Origin of the sequence: Polyangium spumosum (assembly GCF_009649845.1) — a bacterium.
Taxonomy (GTDB): Bacteria; Myxococcota_A; Polyangia; order Polyangiales; family Polyangiaceae; genus Polyangium; species Polyangium spumosum.
Genome location: NZ_WJIE01000008.1, coordinates 85,152 through 100,020 on the forward strand (window position 1 = coordinate 85,152; position 14,869 = coordinate 100,020).

A 14,869-nucleotide genomic window follows, 5' to 3' on the forward strand; every position below is an offset into this window, starting at 1 on the left:
CCGATGTGATGTTTTTGTCCCTCGCGACTCAGGGGACGAGGTCGACCGCGAGGACGTAGGCTTCGAGCCCACCCGACTGCACCCGCGGCGCTTCGGCCATCCAGGGATCACGCGCGAGCCGCACGCGCACGCAACGCGGCGTGCCTTCCTCGTAGGCGATCGCGGGGCCGATCCACGGAGAGCGCGCATCTTCCTGGGAGAGCGCACCCTCGCCCGTGGTGTGCACGCGGACCCTCGTGTCGATCTCCCGACCTCGCATCGTCGTGACCTCCAGCACCGAGCCCGCGTCTCGCACGACGTCACGCGCCGTCCAGCGGATCACCTTGCCGTTCGCGCCCGCGCCCACGCAATACGTGTCCTGATCCTCGATCCAGCCGAGCGCGCCCGTCCATGATTCGCCCGGCTCGATCGGCGTGGCCGAGGGGAGCTCGTCGTTTGGCTCGATCTCGTGCGACGACGGCTGCTCGGCGAGCGCCACGGTGACGCTGTAGCTGTCGGACACGTTCTCGTGCACGAAGGGGATCCTCCGCTCGCCGCGCGGATCCAGGTCTTGCAGCACGGAGGCGTAGTACCGGCCCGGCTCGATGCGCAGGCGCGGGATCGAGAGATCACGCCCCGGCCGGCCCACGCAATACTGCGCGATCGGCGCGTGGAAGCCCTGCCGGTAGAGCAGCGTGCAGGTCTCCATGTTCGGCAGCGCCGTGACCACGAGCCGCGCGATCCGCGGCGCATCCACCGCGCCCTTCGGGACCTCGAAAGCGTAGAAGTCACGATCGCTGCGCTGCGCGTCGATCCGCTTGCCGAGGAGCCCCGACGCCGACACCCCGAGCGGGAGCTCGGTCGCGTTCGCGGGCGTGTCGTTTGGCTCGATCTCCACCCCCGCGAAGCGCGGCGCCGCGCGTCGCCACATCACGAAGAGCCCCGCGCCCGCGAAGGCGAGGAGCAAGAGGCTCGACGCGAACCAGGCCAGGTGCCTCCGGCTCCTGAGCTTGCGCTCGTACGCCTCGACCTCGTCGCGGCTCGCGATCTCGCCCGGATCCGGCGCGGCCTCCGCCAGCGCCGCGCGCGTGAGCTTCCGGAGCGCGCTCGCGTCGAGCAGCGCCTCGACGTCCTCGGTCCCGAGCTTGCGGAGCTCCGCCGCGATCGCGGCTTGTAGCTCGTCCGCGCTCTGCCATCGCGCCGCGGGCTCTTTCTCGAGCGCGCGCAGCACGATGGCGTCGACCCCGGGCGGGACGCCACGCGAGGGCGCGCGGGCCGAGGGCGCGACCGCCTTCTCCGTCACGTGCTTGACCAGGATGCTCGCCGAGGTCTTCGCGTGGAACGGGTAGTGGCCGGTGAGCGCGTGGAAGAGGAGCACGCCGACGGCGTAGAGATCGGCGCGATGATCGACCGGGTCGCCGCGGATGAGCTCGGGCGCGAGGAAGTACGGCGTGCCGATGAGCTGATCGCGGCGCGTCACCTCGCCGCCCGCGCTCGCGTCGGCCTCTTCGCGGAGCTTCGCGATGCCGAAGTCGAGCACCTTGGCGATGTCGGTGCCGCCCTCCGTCGTCGTGATCATCACGTTCTGCGGCTTGACGTCGCGGTGCACGATGCCTTTGCCGTGCGCCTCGCCGAGCGAGCTCAGGATCTGCAGGACGATCTTGCCAAGGCGCGCGAACGGCATGGGGCCACCCTCGGCGAGCACCGCGGCGAGATCGCGGCCCGTCACGAGCTCCATCACGATGTACGTGAGGCCCGCGTCGACGCCGTAGTCGAAGACGTGCACGGTGCTCGGGCTCGCGAGGCGCGAGACGGTGAGCGCCTCGCGCTTGAAGCGACGCACGACCTCGGGGCTCGTGCTGAGCTCGCCCGCGAGCAGCTTCATCGCGAGCAGCTTGCCGAGGTGGACGTGCTCGACCTTGTAGACCACGCCCATGCCGCCGCGGCCGATCGGCGTGAGGATGCGGTAGCGGCCCGCGACGACGAGGCCGATGAGCGGATCGGCGAGGTGCGCGCTCTCCGCGTCGTCGAGGGGCATGGAGAGCGCGAGGGCCGCGATGCGCGAGGTCGGCTGCGGCGTCTCCGCGGGCGCGGCCGCGTCGAGCTCCGGCGCGAGGTCCGTCGCGAGCGCCGTGGTCTCGGCGTCGGGAGCGGTGTCGCCAGGCTCGTCCTCGCCGATCGTCATGAACGCGCGCCGATTGTGCCCGACGGACCTCCGCGCTGGAAGCTCAGATCCACGCGCCCCTGAGCCGCTCGGCCGCCGCGAGCACGTGCGCCGCGGTGATCGGCTGTCGCAGCGGAGGCCGGAGCTTCTCCACGATCTCGCGCGCGAGGACGTTCACGACCCACGGGTGCCCGCCCGAGATCGCGGCGATGTGCGCCACGGCCTCGTTCTGGAACGGCTGCCCCGTCTCCTCCGTGTGCTCCGCGCAGAGCGCGGCCACCTGCGCGGCCGTGAAATCGGGCAGGCGGAGCGCCGTCACCGCGCCGGGATCCAGCAGCTCCACGGCCGCGGCGCGCACCTCCTCGGAGCCCGAGAGCACGACCGACCACGGCGCCGCGCGGGGCCGGGCCTCGTACGTCGCGCGGAGCTGCACGAGCAGGCTCGCGCGGGCCTCGCGGGGCAGGAGGTCCACGTCGTCGAGCAAGAGGACCAGCGGCCGAGGGCACGCCCGCGCCCACGCCGAGAGCACGACGCCCGCGAACCGCACGTCGTACGAAGGTGGCCACGGCGGAGGCCGCAGCTCGGCCGGGAGCTGCTCCACGGCCGCCTGCGTGATCTCCTCGAGCAGCGCCCGCTCCGCCGGAGCCCCCTCCGAGGCGCCACGCTTCGGCCGGCACGACGCCCGCACCACGGCCCACGCCCCGCTCTCCGCGAGCCCGGCCGAGAGCCCCCGCAGCCACGTCGTCCGCCCATGCAGCCGCGGCGCGTGCACCACCACGTACGCCCCACGCGCCACCAGGCCCGGCACCTCCGCGAGCCGCGCGCCGGCCGGTAGCATGTAATGCAGATCGCTGTGGCAAGGACCCACCACGTTGAACCTGCGTCGGTGCCGGTGCGCGCGCAGGAACCCCGAATTGCGGGCCCTGTCGTGCCCTCGGTGTACTTTGGAATTTCGGTCATGATCGATGGCTGGTTCACCGAACCAACCTTGCCCGTGTTGCCTCGTCGTCGTGCTCACGACGAGGAATGTCTCCAGGCGGGGCCCGTTCGAAGTTTTTCTGGGCCGCTCAGGCGACGCCGAGGGACCGTGCGATCGGGAGGAGCACCTCGCCCGTGAAGTCCCGCGTCGAGCGCGGGACCCAGGCGACGCCGAGCCGCTCGAGCAGGCTTTGACGCGCGCGCTCGATGTGCGGCGTGACGAGCAGGGAGCGCGGTCGAGGGAGGTGCGGCTCCTCGCCGTTCGCGCCCGCCATCCGCTCGAGCTCTTGCCAGAGAGGAGACTCGTCGAGCCGGGTCCCGACGAAGACGAACGGCTGCTCGCAAAAATCGTGGACGAGCGCGGCGTAGTGGGGATCTTTCTCCGTCGCGAGGCGCGCGCCGTACTGCGTCGTGGAGAAGGTCACGCCACGCGCGCCGCTGCGCACGTGTCCGTTGAGGTGCACGACCTCCAGCCGGGAGGAGGCGGGGACCTCGTCCGGCGGCGGATCCCCCGCGAGGGCCGCGCGGATCACGAGGGGCCGCGGCAGGTCGAACCGAGCCGCCGCGGCCGACGCGAGGTCGTCCACGTTCAGCGTGTAGATGCGGCGCCAGGGCAGGGCGAACCAGACCCGGTAAAACGCCGGCAGCCGCGCCGCGTCGACCGTGAGCCGCCGCCGGAGCAGCGCCTCGAGCTCGTCGGGGGCCTCGGTCAAGGCGTGCTGGAAGAGGTCCGAGAGGGCGCTGCCATCGCGGCGTTCCCCGGGGAAGCAGATCTGCCAGAGCTCGTCGGCGAGCTCGGGCCCGCTCGGGATCGGGCTGCCGTCGTGCGCCTTGGCGTCGACGGAGAAGCCGGCGCCCGTGAACAGGACCACCCGCCCGGCCGCGAGCTGCCGGCCGAGATCGCTCGTGATGTCCCCCTCTGCCATGCGGCGATCCCTCGGGCCGCGCCGCCCGACGTCGAGCCCGCCGCGGTCAGCGCGGGCTGGGCAGCCGTCCGAGGTGCATCCCGACGAACCCGGCGCAGAGGCAGCCGACGAGCGTCGCCGCGCCGTACGTCGCTGCGAGGCGGGTCTGTCCGTTCTGCGCGTACTGGACGAGCTCCAGGTTGAACGTGGAGTACGTCGTGAACCCGCCCATGAACCCCGCCCCGAGCGCCATCTGCAGCGTGGGGGAGAGCCAGGTGACGCTCCGGGAGAGCTGGAACAGCAGCGCGAGCAGAAACGAGCCTGCGATGTTGACGGCGAGGGTCCCGTACGGGAACGCGGGGCCGTATCGCTGCAGGGACCAGGTCGTCACGAGGAACCGCGCCCCCGAGCCGAGCGCGCCGCCGACGCAGACCCAGACGAGCTTCATGACCACGGGCGCGCGCGCCTCCGAGCCGGCATCCCTCTACAGAAGAGCACACCGTCGTCGTGGTCAAGCCTTCGTGAGGGGGGCGGGCGCCTCGCCTCTCCGGCGGGATGCGGTAGCATCCGCGCGCCATGACGGAAGACCAAGCGGGGACGCTCCCCTCCACCCCGCCACCCGCGAGCGCGGCGCCACACGCCGCGGCCCCGCACGGCGCCACGAGCCCTGGCGCGCGATGGGCCCTGCTCCTCGGCGCCCTCGGCGTCGTCTTCGGCGACATCGGAACGAGCCCGCTCTACGCGATCAAGGAGTGCTTCAGCCCGGCGAGCCCGCATCGGGTCCTGCCCACGCCCGACAACATCCTCGGCATCCTCTCGCTCGTCTTCTGGTCGCTCTTGATGGTCGTGACGGTGAAGTATCTCACGTTCGTCCTGAAGGCTGACAACCAGGGTTCGGGCGGCATCCTGGCGCTGCTCGCGCTCGTGCCGACCCGCAAGGGCCCGGGGACGGGGCTGCTCGTCTTGCTCGTGCTGCTCGGGGCGTCGCTCCTTTATGGCGAGGGCGTCATCACGCCCGCCATTTCGGTGCTCTCGGCCATGGAGGGCCTGGAGATCGTTTACGAGCCCTTGAAGCCCGCCGTCGTGCCGCTCACGGTGCTCATCCTCGTCGCGCTTTTCCTCGTGCAAAAGCGCGGCACCGGGGGCATCGGGAGCGTCTTCGGGACGGTCACGCTGATCTGGTTCGTGACCATCGCGGCGCTCGGGGCCCGGTGGATCGTGGCGAACCCGAGCGTGCTCGCGGCCGTGGATCCGCGGAACGCCGTACGGTTTTTCCTGGAACACAAGAGCCACGGCTTCCTCTTGCTCGGCGCGGTGGTCCTCTGCATCACGGGCTGCGAGGCGCTTTATGCGGACATGGGCCATTTCGGGCGCGGGCCCATTCGCCGGGTCTGGTTCGTGGTCGTGTGGCCCGCGCTCCTGCTCAATTATTTCGGCCAGGGCGCGTATCTGCTCCAGCACCCCGAGGGCGCGACGAACCCCTTTTATGCCCTCGCCCCCTCCTGGGCCCGCGGTCCGACGGTCGCGATCGCCACGGCGGCCACGATCGTCGCCTCGCAGGCGCTCATCTCGGGGGCGTTCTCCCTCACGCAGCAGGCGGTTCAGCTCGGCTACTTCCCGCGCGTGACGATCGTGCATACCTCGAAGGACACCGAGGGGCAGATCTACATCCCCGAGATCAACCGCGCCCTGCTCGTCGCGTGTATCACGCTCGTCCTCATGTTCCGCTCGTCGACCTCGCTCGCGGCGGCGTACGGCATCGCGGTCACGGCGACGATGACCATCACGACGATGGTCTATTTCGTGGTCGTCACGCAGCGCTGGGGCTGGCCGCTCTGGAAGGCGCTCCCGCCCGTCGCCGTCTTCCTCGCCATCGACGTCTCGTTTTTCACGGCAAACGCGGCCAAGTTCTTCCACGGCGGCTGGTTCCCCGTGGCGCTCGCGGCCGTGCTCTTCACGGTCATGACGACGTGGAAATCGGGCCGCAGGATCCTCGCCGAGTCCTTCAAGGAGGGCGTGCTGCCGCTCGAGCTCTTCCTCGAGGACGTCGAGCGCACGAAGCCCCACCGCGTCCGCGGCACGGCTGTCTTCATGGCCTCGAACCCGAACGGCACGCCGCCCGTCCTGCTCCACCATTTCAAGCACAACCAGGTCCTGCACGAGCAGGTCGTGCTCCTCTCCATCATGAACGAGCGGGTCCCCGAGATCCCGCCCGAGGCGCGCCTCTCCGTCGAGCACAAGGGCCACGGGTTTTACCGGGTCACGGCCCGTTACGGCTTCATGCAGACGCCGCACGTGCCGAGCCTGCTCGCCGCCTGCGAGGAGCACGGCCTCTCGATCGAGCTCGGGCGCGCGAGTTATTACCTCGGCCGCGAGACGCTCTTGCCGACGGGCCGCTCCAAGATGTGGAAATGGCGCAAGGACCTCTTCGCCTTCATTTCCCGCAACGCCCGCCCCGCCACGGCGTATTTCGGCCTGCCCCCGGGCCGCGTGGTGGAGCTCGGAATGCAGATCGATCTCTGAACCCGAACACGCCTCGGCGTTCGAGCGGGGCGAGCCGCTCGAGCGTGCGCTCCGCGTCGAGACCGTGATGCGATCGTGAGCCGTTGCGTCGGCGGGGTCCTTGCCCGATGCCCCGATACGGGATCGGGAGGCGCGGATCATGGTCGACGAAAGAATGGAGAACACGCCGGTACGCGTGCCGGCAGGCGGCGTGATGCTGGACGGGGATCTCGGGAACCCGGCGGGCGCGCGGGGCGTGGTGGTCTTCGCGCACGGGAGCGGCTCGAGCCGGTTCAGCCGGCGCAACCGTCATGTCGCTTCGATTCTGCAAGCCCGCGGGCTCGCGACGTTGCTCGTGGACCTCTTGACCGTCGAGGAGGAGGCCGTCGATCTGCGGACGGCCGAGGTCCGGTTCGACATCGACCTGCTCGCGCGGCGGGTCGTGGGGATCGTGGACTGGCTCGGCGGGGAGACGGTGACGGCGGGGCTCGGGATCGGGATCTTCGGCGCGAGCACGGGGGCCGCGGCGGCGCTCGTGGCGGCGGCGGAGCGCCCCGAGGCGGTGAAGGCGGTCGTCTCGCGCGGCGGGCGGCCGGATCTCGCGGGCGGCGCGCTGCCGCAGGTGAAGGCGCCGACGCTGCTCATCGTGGGGGGCGCGGACACGCTGGTGATCGACCTGAACCAGCAGGCGTTCGAGGATCTGCGGTGCGAGCGGCAGATCGTCATCGTGCCTCGGGCGACGCACCTCTTCGAGGAGCCGGGCGCGCTCGACCAGGTCGCGGATCTCGCGGGCCACTGGTTCGAGGCGCACATGGCGCCCGGGGAGCGGCGGATGGCCCGGGCATCATGAGGCGACGGAGCGCGGGCGCAGGAGCGTAGGATCGCCCCGTTGCTCGAGGGCGTGGGCGATCCAGCCGGCGAGGCGGCCGATCGCGAAGAAGGTCGTGGCCGCGCCCGGCGGCAGGCCGAGGGCGAGGCAAAGCGCGACGAGGCCGACGTCCACGGACGGGGGCGGGTAGCCGGCCTCCTTCGTCGCGTCGAGCAATGCGAAGAGGGCGGCGACGTCGGTCTTTCGAGGCGCCCCCACGCGCGCGGCGTCCACGAGCAGGGGAGGGGTGCGGGGATCCCCCTCGGGGTAGAACGGGTGACCGAGCTCGAGGATTGCGTCGCCGCGGCGCGCGCGGGCGGCCACGACGTCGCGGGCTCGCTCCGGGCGCCCGACCTCGGCGACCACGGCCTCGATGCGGTCGCAGGCGCCGCCGTGCTTGGGGCCGGAGACGGCGGCGAGGCCGGCGCTCACGCAGGCGTAGAGGTCTGCGCCGGTCGAGGCGGTGACCCGCACGGCGAAGGTCGAGGTGGCGAGCTCGTGATCCGCGATCAACACGAGGGCTCGTTCGACGGCGGCCTCGGCGCGCTCGGTCTTGCGTCCGCCGAGGGCGACGAGCAGGGCGCGGCTTACCGTGGGCTCGGCGAGCGCGGCCTTGGCGCGGCGCGCGCCGGCGGGCAGGGCCGAGAGCGCGGCGAGGCGGCGGATCAAGCCGCGGGCGCGGGGCAGCTCGGCCTCCTCGGTGGCGGCGAAGCGTAGCGGGTCACGCGCGGCGAGGGCCGGGACGGCGAGGGCGAGGGTCGCGACGGGCGGGGCGCCGTCGGGGACGAGGTCGGCGAGGCGTGTGACGGGCAGGGCGGCGTCCTCGGGCACGGTCCAGGTGGGGCGTTCGCGGGGCAAGGTGCCGGTCCAGAGCAGCTCGGCGACGGACTCGAAGGGCGCGCCGGCGGCGGCGAGGGCCGTGGCGGCCTGGCCGCGGTAGCGCGGGCCTTCGGGGCCGATCGTGGTGATCGTCGAGGTGAGGACGGGCTCGCCCCAGCGCAGGGCGGAGGCGGCGACCGGGCCGTGTCCGCGCCGCGCGTCGCTCCGGGCCTTCAACCGTTCGAGGTCCTCGCGGACGTAGAGGCGGCTCCTTCCGCCATCACTCGGCACGCTGCGGACGAGGCCGCGGCTCGTGTACGCGTAGAGCGTCTCGCGCTTCACGCCGAGCAGCGCGGCGGCCTCCGGGCCGGACAGGAGGCTCTCGGGTTGATTGTCGAATCCAGTGGGTTGATTGATCAATCCACGTTGATCAACGTTGCTCACGCCATCAAGGATACCATCAACAACGGAGGAAACGATGGATCTTGCGAAGCAAAATGGCGCGGCGAAGGCGGGCGGGCTGGATGGGGTCGTGGTGGCGGACACGGCGCTCAGCGAGGTCGACGGCGAGCGGGGGCGGCTCGTCGTGGCGGGGCACGACATCGAGGCGCTCGCGGGTCGGGTGGGCTTCGAGGATCTCTGCGGGCTGCTCTGGACGGGCGCGGCGCCGGACGCGGCGACGCGGCGCGCGATCGGGCAGGCGCTCGCGGAGGGGCGGGCGCTCGCGTTCGAGCAGATCCCGGCGCTCGGGGAGGCGCTCGTCGCCGAGGATGGAAGCGCGGCGCTCATGGCGTGCGTGGCGCATTTCGGGGCGCGCGCGGCGTGGCGGGCGGAGGGCGCTGCGCCGTGGACCGAGCTCGGCCGCGTGACGGGCGCGGTGGCGACGTTCGCGGCGGCGTGGGCGCGCCGGCGCGCGGGCGGGCAGCCGATCGCGCCGGACGTGTCGCTCGGGCACGCGGCGGACTACCTGCGGATGGTGCGCGGCGAGGTCGCGCCCGAGGCGGCGGCGCGGGCGCTCGACGCGTACCTCGTGACCGTGGCCGATCACGGCATGAACGCCTCGACCTTCACGGCGCGGGTCGTGGCCTCGACGGGCTCGGATCTCGTCTCGGCGATCGTGGCGGCGACGGGCGCGCTCAAGGGTCCGCTGCACGGGGGCGCGCCGGGGCCCGTGCTCGACATGCTCGACGCCATCGGCGAGCCGGGGCGCGCTGGGGCGTGGATCGCGGCCGAGCTCGCGGCGGGCCGGCGCATCATGGGCATGGGGCATCGGATCTACCGGGTGCGGGATCCACGGGCCGCGGTGCTCGAGCGGGCCCTCGGGGAGCTCGAGCGGGGCGGGAGCGTGGGGGCGCGCCTCGCGCTCGCGCGGGCCACGGAGCGCGCGGCCGAGGCCTTGCTCGCCGAGCGCCACCCGGATCGACCGCTCAAGGCGAACGTCGAGTTCTACACGGCCGTCCTGCTCGACGCGGTGGGCCTGCCGCGTGAGCTCTTCACGCCCACCTTCGCCGTGGGGCGGGCGGCTGGGTGGTCGGCGCACGTGCAGGAGCAGCGCCGGGCGGGGCGCCTCATCCGGCCGGCTTCGCGGTATGTTGGGCCCGTCCCGGCCTGAATGACGCTGCTCGTCATCGATCCGCCACTGTACATCTAGACAGCGGCCACGACCTGGGGTAGCGACCCGCCCGAGCGGATCGCGCAGGGTGCGGGCGCGCGCCCCGGCCCTGCAACGGAAAACGGAGAAGACCATGGACGTGGCAGATCCCATTCCTCCCTCGGTCCAGGCCCTGATGGACCTGTTCGCGAGCGAGCTCTCGCATGTGAGCTTCCCGGGCGTCGATCGGGCGATCCTCGAGCAGGTGGTCACCGACGTTCGGACCCACACCGAGGCCGTGGTGAAGGCCGAGGCGGCGCTCGAGGCGGCGCGCGCGGCGCTGCGCGAGAGCGAGGAGACGCTGTCGAGCAAGACCACGAAGGCGCTCGCGTACGCGCGGGTCTACGCCGAGGATCACCCCGACATCCGGTCGAAGGTCGACTCGGTCGCGCGGATCGCGGGCGTCTCGTCCTCGCCGCCCGGGCCTTCCAAGGAGGCCAGCGGCGACGCGCCGAAGCGTCGCGGGCGCCCGGCGAAGGTGAAGCCGGCGGCGAGCGCCGAGCCGGCCGCCGAGCCGAGCGACGCGACCCCGGCGGCGCCTCCGGTCATGGAGCTCGGGCCCTCGTCGATGACCGGCGAGGAGACGGCCCCCGAGCCGTCCGAGCTCCCTGGCGTGTCCGAGCAGAACGGCTCGGCGCACCCGGCCTGAGCGGAGCGCTCTCAACGTAGGCGCGGCACGCGTGCTCCTTCGAGCGCGAGCAGCCGCGCCTTCGTCTGCACCCCACCTGGCGCGGAGAACCCGACGGCTGCGCCGGCTGCGCCCAGGATCCGGTGGCAAGGCACCACGATGGGGATCGGGTTCTTCGCGAGCGCTTGCCCCACGGCGCGGGCGGCGCCTCGGGGGCGGCCGAGGCGCGCGGCGAGCTCGCCGTACGTGACGGTTTGGCCGGGCGGGATGTCCCGCGCGGCCAGGTACACGGCCCGGTAAAACGGCGGCACGCGCTCGAGATCGAGCGGCACCTTCGAAAAATCCTGCGGCGCGCCGCCGAGGTGCGCCGCCACGAGGTCCATCACCTCCTCGGCCCAGGGAGGCGGCGCTGCGTGCACCGCTCCGGGCGCGCTCGCGGCGATCCACGCGATCGTCTCCTCTTCCCGTTCGCTCGGCAGCGCGAGCGCGTAGAGCCCTCGCTCGCTCCAGGCCACGACCACGCGACCGAGCGGCGTATCGAAGGGCGCGAACCTCAATCCGTCCATAATGGTGCTTCCTACCAAACCCCGACCTCGACGTCCACGACGGTTTGTCGCCGGGCGCGCCTGGTCTCCGGAGAACCCAGGGAGTCGCTCCACCTGCTCGCTGGTCCGTCCGCGTCATTGCCGTACGGCCGCGTACGTGCGTGGCGGAGCGCCCCTGGAGCAGCCGCTTCCCGCGCTCGTGTACGCCTCCACGGCGATCCACCCCGGGAGCTCTTCTCTGCCCGGGTTCATTTTGCGCTCCGTTCTGGATACACCCGCTCCTCGGTATGGGGCGTGCATTACCGCGCCTCGTTCCTGCTGTGGGGTGCATACCATCGGGCACGGCGACGCCGGCTATTCCCGGAATTCCCCGATGGCGTGCGCGATCGAATTCGTCACCTTGTGAGTCCGTGCTGGACTCATTGATCAACTTGAAACGGCGCGTGGGCGTCGATCGAGCTTCGAGCGGAGGGCGTGCATGACGCGATCCAGGGTTCGGCTGGGTGGAAGGTGCTTCGGGTTTCTCGTCGGCGCGGCGCTCGCGGCCGCGATGTTCCTCCAGGTGGAGGCGCCGTCGGCCGCGCCCGCGCATTGCGACTTCCTGGCGCGCCTCGCCGAGGCGCCGGGGTATCCGGATGGCATCGTCCTCCGCAAGAACCGCATCTACGTCGCGGGCCCGGCGTGGGGCGTCGACGTCGGCGCGGTCCCCTCCGAGATCGCGGTGTTCCACCCGAAGACGGGGGCCGCGCGCGGCACGATCCCCATTCAAGGGGAGGACCTCGCCGCGCCCCACGCCCTCACCGGCCTCACCGTCGACGCGAGCGGCCGTCTTTATGCGTTGAGCTCGCAGCTCGGCCTCCTCAGGCTCTCGGAGAAGGGCCACGGCAAATGGCACCAGTCGGTTTATGCCGGGCCCTTCCCCGACACCCTGCTCTGCGATCCCGCCGAGCCCTCGGACCTGTGCTCCCTCGTCACCAAAGAATTGCCGCCGATGCCCAGCGACATCGCGTTCGCCAAGGACGGCAATGCCTACGTGACCGACGCGGCCCAGGCCACCATTTTCCGGATCCCGCCCGGCGGCGGCGCGCCCGAGGTCTGGCTCGAGAGCACGAAGCTCGCCGGTTTCTACGACCTCCAGGGCGCGCGCGGCATCGTCGTGAGCCCGGACGGCAAGAGCGTCTACGTGACGGTCTCGTACGCGGCCGACGCGCCGTGGGAGGGCCGCGTGTATCGGATCCCGCGTATCCCTTCGCCGAAGGAGGCCGACGTCGCGCTCGTGGCCGTCTTCCCGGATTTCGAGGGCCCCTCGGGCCTCGCCCTCGGCGAGGACGGCGCGCTCTTCGTGGCCCTGTCCCTCAAGGACGAGATCGCGGTCGTGGACCCGGCCGGCGGCGAGCTCGGTCGATTCTCCGCCGCCACGAACGACGACATCCCCCTCGATGGCCCGGCGCACCTCGCCTTCGACGGCAAGGGCGGCGTCTTCGTGACGAACCAGGCCGTCGCCAGCGGGTTATCCGACCATTTCGCGGTGGTCGAGGTCGACGTGGGGGATCGGGGCCGGAAAATCCACCCGCCGAAGGTGCCTTGAGGGCCGCTCGACCACGCCCAGGACCTTCTGATACGCTCGGCGCGCCATGCGTGCGCCGCTTCGCCCCACGACCTCGAGCGCCCTCTTCGTCGCGACCGCCCTGCTCGTCCTGTCCGCCTGCGCGCCCACGCAGGAGCGGTGCGCCGCCGCGCCCGCCGCCGCGCCTGCCCCTGCGCGCGGGGGGCGGGGCGAGTTTTTCCTGGGCAACGCACGCGATGTCGTCGAGAAAAACCCGATCGGGCCGGACGAGAAGACCAAGCTCGTCCCGCTCTTCGAGAATGCCGATCACACGGTCAACGTGATCCAGACCCGGGGCGCCGTGCCCGCGCATTACCATGCCGAGCACGACGAGCTCGTCGTGATCCTGGAGGGCAGCGGGACGTTCACCGTGGAGGGGCAGACGCGCGTGGTGAAGGCGGGCGACGTGCAGGTCATCCCGCGCGGCGCCGTGCATTCCTACGTGCACGACGGCCCCGGCGTGACCGTCGTCGTGTCGACGTTCTCGCCGAGGTTCGATCCGAAAGATCGAATCATGGTCGACGCGAAGAAATGAGCACCGGCGCCCCGGTCCTCGGGCGGCGCCTCAGACGCTCGGCGGCGGCGAGGATTCGCGCTTGTCGGAGAGCTCGGCCCGCGCCAGGCGGTCGAGCGAGAGGGCGACCGCGCCTTGCGCCATCGCTTGCTCCTCGGGCCGCAGCCCCGCCCGCGCCGCGAGCCATGGCCGCACGTGGCGCCGCAGGACGTCGGGCAGCACCAAGCGTTGTTGCCGGATGTGCGCCTCGGCGTCCGTGCGCGCGCTCTCGTGGCTGTAGACGTGCAGCGCGCCCTCGTGCTCGCCCTCCGGCGCCGCGCTCGGCACGAGCGACAGCCCCGTCGCGAGCCGCAGCACGGTCACGGTCGCGCTGTATCGTTTTGGCTTCGGCAGGTCCGTCTCGACGTACGTGTTTTGCGTGCACGTCGCCACGAAGAGCCGCTCGCCTGCCCGCGCGCGCGCGGCGAGCGCCCGCCACGGCGCGAGCTGCCAGTCGGCCGGCGGCAGATCGCCGTGTGTCCCGTCGATCGCGAGCACGCCCGAGGGATCACGGCCTGCGATGAGCTCGCGGCGCACGGCCTGACAACCCGCGGAGAAACCCGCGAGGATGACGTCGCCCACGGTCGCGCCCGTCGTCGTCGCGACGCGGGCCACGGTCTGCGGCAATGGCTCGCCCACGGCCTCGTCGTAGGCGACGATGCTCGGCTCGGGCCCCAGCGCGGCGCGCAGATCCGCGTCGACGTGCGCGCCCACCAGATAAAGAACGACGAGCGGACGCTGCTCTCCCTCTCCACGCTGCACGAGGCGATAAGCCATTGGATTTCCTCCGCGCTGGCCGGCGAGCGCCGGACGTCTCGATCCTCCAGCATAGCATCGATATCGCCGCTCGGGTCATTTCAGGTTCTCTCCGATACGGGAATCATGGCATGCTCCCCGCCGATGCTCGGCTTCTTCAAGGAGCGAAGGCGCAAAGCCGTCCGGGGCCGGCCCTTTCCGCCCGCGTGGGAGGGGATCCTCTCGGAGAACGTGCCCTACTTCGGTCGGCTCGCCCCCGAGGACCAGGACGAGCTCCGCGGCCTCGTGTTGATTTTCCTCGACGAGAAGCGCTTCGAGGGCTGCGGCGGGCTCGACGTCGACGACGAAATTCGCGTCACGATCGCGGCCCAGGCCTGCATCCTGCTCCTCAACCGCGCGAGCGACGTCTACCCGGATCTCGAGGTCGTCCTCGTGTATCCGAGCACCTACGTCGACCGCCGCCCGCGGACGATCGAGGGCGGCATCGTCGTCGAGGACGGCGAGACGCGGCTCGGCGAGTCGTGGGGGCGCGGCGTGGTCGTGCTGGCCTGGGACGCGGTGCTGCGCGGCGCGGCCGACGTCCGCGACGGCCACAACGTCGTCCTGCACGAGTTCGCCCACCAGCTCGACACCGAGGACGGCGCGGCCGACGGCGCGCCCGTGCTGCCGAAACGCGCGGCCTACGGGCCCTGGGCGCGTGTCCTCGGCGCGGCGTACGACGGGCTCTTGCGGGACCTCGCCTCGGGAGACCGGACCGTCATCGACAGCTACGGCGCGAAGAACCCGGCCGAGTTCTTCGCTGTCGTGACCGAAGCCTTCTTCGAGCGGCCGCGCGCCCTGCGGGCCCGACATCCCGCGCTCTACGAGCAGATGCGCGACTTCTACCAGCAGGACCCGGCCGAGTTGTCGTGCTAG

The 14,869-nt window shown here is 71.9% G+C and carries 14 protein-coding genes; 7 read left to right on the forward strand and 7 right to left on the reverse strand.

All coding sequences use genetic code 11. From position 1 onward, the window contains the following. Positions 1-28: 28 nt before the first annotated feature. From GF068_RS26925 to crcB, 4 genes are all read right to left on the reverse strand, one after another. Positions 29-2,164: a serine/threonine-protein kinase gene (locus GF068_RS26925; protein ID WP_153822342.1), complete on the reverse strand. Its 2,136-nt coding sequence runs from the start codon at positions 2,162-2,164 to the stop codon at positions 29-31. Between the two features lie 43 nt (positions 2,165-2,207). Beyond that, on the reverse strand, positions 2,208-3,011 hold the full coding sequence (locus tag GF068_RS26930; RefSeq protein WP_170319702.1) for an AAA-like domain-containing protein: 804 nt from the start codon (positions 3,009-3,011) through the stop codon (positions 2,208-2,210). Positions 3,012-3,210: 199 nt separating this feature from the next. After that, positions 3,211-4,047, reverse strand: a complete 837-nt coding sequence (locus tag GF068_RS26935; RefSeq protein WP_153822344.1) for an SIR2 family protein — start codon at positions 4,045-4,047, stop codon at positions 3,211-3,213. Positions 4,048-4,093: 46 nt separating this feature from the next. Further along, positions 4,094-4,474, reverse strand: a complete 381-nt coding sequence (crcB, locus tag GF068_RS26940; protein ID WP_153822539.1) for a fluoride efflux transporter CrcB — start codon at positions 4,472-4,474, stop codon at positions 4,094-4,096. 128 nt (positions 4,475-4,602) lie between these two features. Here crcB and GF068_RS26945 point away from each other — a divergent pair, with 128 nt between their 5' ends. Next, complete coding sequence (locus tag GF068_RS26945) at positions 4,603-6,549, forward strand: potassium transporter Kup (RefSeq protein WP_153822345.1); 1,947 nt, start codon at positions 4,603-4,605, stop codon at positions 6,547-6,549. A 139-nt stretch (positions 6,550-6,688) separates the two neighbouring features. Then, positions 6,689-7,378 (forward strand): dienelactone hydrolase family protein, encoded by a 690-nt coding sequence (locus GF068_RS26950; RefSeq protein WP_206079564.1) that lies wholly within the window; start codon positions 6,689-6,691, stop codon positions 7,376-7,378. Here GF068_RS26950 and GF068_RS26955 read toward each other — a convergent pair. Continuing rightward, entirely contained in the window at positions 7,373-8,659 is a 1,287-nt protein-coding gene (locus tag GF068_RS26955; protein ID WP_170319696.1) for a citrate/2-methylcitrate synthase, read from the reverse strand. The two genes, GF068_RS26950 and GF068_RS26955, sit on opposite strands and share 6 nt — an antisense overlap. A gap of 34 nt (positions 8,660-8,693) precedes the next feature. Between GF068_RS26955 and GF068_RS26960 the strand changes: the two genes are divergently transcribed. Together GF068_RS26960 and GF068_RS26965 are read left to right on the forward strand one after the other, a co-directional pair. Beyond that, positions 8,694-9,827 (forward strand): citrate synthase, encoded by a 1,134-nt coding sequence (locus tag GF068_RS26960; protein WP_153822347.1) that lies wholly within the window; start codon positions 8,694-8,696, stop codon positions 9,825-9,827. A gap of 133 nt (positions 9,828-9,960) precedes the next feature. Then, on the forward strand, positions 9,961-10,515 hold the full coding sequence (locus tag GF068_RS26965; protein WP_153822348.1) for a hypothetical protein: 555 nt from the start codon (positions 9,961-9,963) through the stop codon (positions 10,513-10,515). An 11-nt stretch (positions 10,516-10,526) separates the two neighbouring features. Here the strand turns inward: GF068_RS26965 and GF068_RS26970 are convergent, their stop codons facing one another. After that, positions 10,527-11,060, reverse strand: coding sequence for a methylated-DNA--[protein]-cysteine S-methyltransferase (locus GF068_RS26970; RefSeq protein WP_153822349.1), 534 nt, complete (start codon positions 11,058-11,060; stop codon positions 10,527-10,529). A 457-nt stretch (positions 11,061-11,517) separates the two neighbouring features. Between GF068_RS26970 and GF068_RS26975 the strand changes: the two genes are divergently transcribed. Together GF068_RS26975 and GF068_RS26980 are read left to right on the forward strand one after the other, a co-directional pair. Continuing rightward, positions 11,518-12,627 carry an SMP-30/gluconolactonase/LRE family protein gene (locus GF068_RS26975; RefSeq protein WP_153822350.1) on the forward strand — a complete coding sequence of 370 codons (1,110 nt, stop codon included), beginning with the start codon at positions 11,518-11,520 and terminating at the stop codon, positions 12,625-12,627. A gap of 46 nt (positions 12,628-12,673) precedes the next feature. Then, positions 12,674-13,180, forward strand: coding sequence for a cupin domain-containing protein (locus GF068_RS26980; protein ID WP_153822351.1), 507 nt, complete (start codon positions 12,674-12,676; stop codon positions 13,178-13,180). A gap of 30 nt (positions 13,181-13,210) precedes the next feature. On the opposite strand, the gene GF068_RS26985 is transcribed toward GF068_RS26980, so the two are convergent. Beyond that, entirely contained in the window at positions 13,211-13,975 is a 765-nt protein-coding gene (locus GF068_RS26985; RefSeq protein WP_153822352.1) for a hypothetical protein, read from the reverse strand. Between the two features lie 105 nt (positions 13,976-14,080). Here GF068_RS26985 and GF068_RS26990 point away from each other — a divergent pair, with 105 nt between their 5' ends. Further along, positions 14,081-14,869 (forward strand): M90 family metallopeptidase, encoded by a 789-nt coding sequence (locus GF068_RS26990; RefSeq protein ID WP_240807467.1) that lies wholly within the window; start codon positions 14,081-14,083, stop codon positions 14,867-14,869.

Excerpts from the sequence above, each read along its gene's own strand:
- GF068_RS26925 (WP_153822342.1), bottom strand. The coding sequence starts at position 2,164 with ATGACGATCGGCGAGGACGAGCCTGGCGACACCGCTCCCGACGCCGAG.
- GF068_RS26935 (WP_153822344.1), bottom strand. The coding sequence starts at position 4,047 with ATGGCAGAGGGGGACATCACGAGCGATCTCGGCCGGCAGCTCGCGGCC.
- crcB (WP_153822539.1), bottom strand. The coding sequence starts at position 4,474 with ATGAAGCTCGTCTGGGTCTGCGTCGGCGGCGCGCTCGGCTCGGGGGCG.
- GF068_RS26945 (WP_153822345.1), top strand. The coding sequence starts at position 4,603 with ATGACGGAAGACCAAGCGGGGACGCTCCCCTCCACCCCGCCACCCGCG.
- GF068_RS26950 (WP_206079564.1), top strand. The coding sequence starts at position 6,689 with ATGGTCGACGAAAGAATGGAGAACACGCCGGTACGCGTGCCGGCAGGC.
- GF068_RS26960 (WP_153822347.1), top strand. The coding sequence starts at position 8,694 with ATGGATCTTGCGAAGCAAAATGGCGCGGCGAAGGCGGGCGGGCTGGAT.
- GF068_RS26965 (WP_153822348.1), top strand. The coding sequence starts at position 9,961 with ATGGACGTGGCAGATCCCATTCCTCCCTCGGTCCAGGCCCTGATGGAC.
- GF068_RS26970 (WP_153822349.1), bottom strand. The coding sequence starts at position 11,060 with ATGGACGGATTGAGGTTCGCGCCCTTCGATACGCCGCTCGGTCGCGTG.
- GF068_RS26975 (WP_153822350.1), top strand. The coding sequence starts at position 11,518 with ATGACGCGATCCAGGGTTCGGCTGGGTGGAAGGTGCTTCGGGTTTCTC.
- GF068_RS26980 (WP_153822351.1), top strand. The coding sequence starts at position 12,674 with ATGCGTGCGCCGCTTCGCCCCACGACCTCGAGCGCCCTCTTCGTCGCG.
- GF068_RS26985 (WP_153822352.1), bottom strand. The coding sequence starts at position 13,975 with ATGGCTTATCGCCTCGTGCAGCGTGGAGAGGGAGAGCAGCGTCCGCTC.
- GF068_RS26990 (WP_240807467.1), top strand. The coding sequence starts at position 14,081 with ATGGCATGCTCCCCGCCGATGCTCGGCTTCTTCAAGGAGCGAAGGCGC.